The sequence below is a fragment of the Thermoflexus sp. genome, from assembly GCF_025055495.1.
Taxonomy (GTDB): domain Bacteria; phylum Chloroflexota; class Anaerolineae; order Thermoflexales; family Thermoflexaceae; genus Thermoflexus.
Genome location: NZ_JANWXB010000247.1, coordinates 1 through 1,733 on the forward strand (window position 1 = coordinate 1; position 1,733 = coordinate 1,733).

At 61.9% G+C, this 1,733-nt stretch carries 2 protein-coding genes; both read right to left on the minus strand.

Annotation, left to right across the window (positions count from 1 at the left end):
* Nucleotides 1-57: 57 nt before the first annotated feature.
* Entirely contained in the window at nt 58-270 is a 213-nt protein-coding gene (locus tag NZM16_RS08070; protein ID WP_295451108.1) for a hypothetical protein, read from the minus strand.
* 4 nt (nt 271-274) lie between these two features.
* Nucleotides 275-1,733, minus strand: a 1,459-nt coding sequence (locus tag NZM16_RS08075) for an APC family permease (protein ID WP_295479807.1), incomplete at its 5' end; no start/stop codon positions are given.

Here is a 1,733-nt window from a genome sequence, read left to right on the forward strand (position 1 = left end):
TTCCCCCTCCCCACAGCCCTCTGGGCTATGGGGAGGGGAAAAGAAGGTCCAGCTCCATCAACTCCCGTCCGGGCGATGGAGATCGATCCAACTCCGCCAGCGGCGGACCCCCAGCGCCATCATCAGGATTCCCACGATCACAGGCAACAACAGACTCGAGAGGGCCAGCCCCTGGGATATCACCAGCCAGAGGCTGCGTCCGATGATTACGAGTCCCAGTGCAATCATCATCGCTGCCAGAATCAGACGGAAAGCCCACGCGGGGCTCATTTCCTCACGCCCCCTTTTGTGATCGCCGCCAGTGCTCCACTTCGATCCGGAAGCGTTCCAGCAAGTCCCACTCGCCGCTGTTCTCCAGAATGCGGATTTGCTCGGCGATCCAATCCCGAGGCAGGCTTTTCCAGATCGGACGCCCCGTCCGCTTGCGATACCAGATGTAGTAGCCGATCCAGATCGCGACCCAAAGCGGACCTGCCACCTGGGCGATCGGATGGGTCCACATGACCACTGCCAGCATCAGCCCCGTTCCCACAATCCCCAGGATGCCCAGGAGCGGAATCTCCACCCCCCGCCATCGCAGGTTCAACGGCATTCGATAGGGACGCGGAACGTGCGGTTCGCGGATCCGAAGCACCACCAGGGCGATGGTGCTCAGGAAATAGGCCAGCATCGCACCGAAGGCATACAGGTCAGCCATTGCCTCCAATGCCCGGCGTCCGCTGAAGAAGGCGAGGATCGCCATCATGGCGGAAATGAAAGAGAAGAAAACGATCGATTTCACGGGGGTCCGATAGCGCGGATGAACCTCCGATAGCCCTTCCCCCATTAGCCCGAGCTGGGCCATGCTGTAGGCCAGCCGGCTGGACCCCATCACCCCGGTGTTGGCGGAGATCAACAGGATGGTGGCGGCGAGGATCGCGGCAGCCGGGCCGGCCAGGAACCCCACGAAGGGCAATCGGCTGGCCAGCAGAGCTACAGGATCCCCCTCCCGTCCCCCGACCTCATGCCAGGGGAGGATCCCCAGGGAGACTACCGGGAAGGCCAGGGCGAACAACAGAACGACGATGATCAAGGCCATTGAGGTGCGGGGGATCACTGCCGCAGGCCGAACAGTCTCCTCCGCTGCCTGCGACACCGACTCCAGCCCCACATACGAAATCACCGCCAGGGAAGTCGCATAGAGCAGGCGTTCAAGGGGGGGAAATTCCGTTTGCCATTGGTGGATGAAATATTCCGGATTCCATGCGAAGAGGAATCCGATGACCACGATGGAAGTTTCCAGAATCATATCCAGAGCGCCGAGAACCTGATTCAGCAGTGAGGATTCCCGGATCCCCCGGATGTTCAGGATGACCAGGAGCGCAATGAGAATCAGGGTCTCTCCCAGCCAGATCAGATTGATCGAACCCGCCAGAGGGACAGGGATGTGAAATTCCCGGAACTGGGGGAAGAAGAAGTTGATGTAGCCCGCCGAGGCCATGGCGAACAGCGCCACGTCCACCGTGTAGGCCAGCATCAGGGCCGATCCCGCCACCAGCCCCCAGAAATCCCCCAGCCCCCGCAGCACGAAATACTGGCCTCCCCCCGCTGAGGGATAGGCGGCGGCCATCTCGGTGTAGGCCAGGCCGACCATAATGTAAACGATCCCGGCGATGAGGAAGGCCAGCGGGGTGGCTCCCTGGGCGGCGGCCATCACCAGGCCGAGGGCCACATACACATCCGCCCCCACGTCG

What these genes read in the sequence shown, in the direction of transcription:
- NZM16_RS08070 (WP_295451108.1), bottom strand. Translation starts at nt 270, where the DNA reads ATGAGCCCCGCGTGGGCTTTCCGTCTGATTCTGGCAGCGATGATGATT.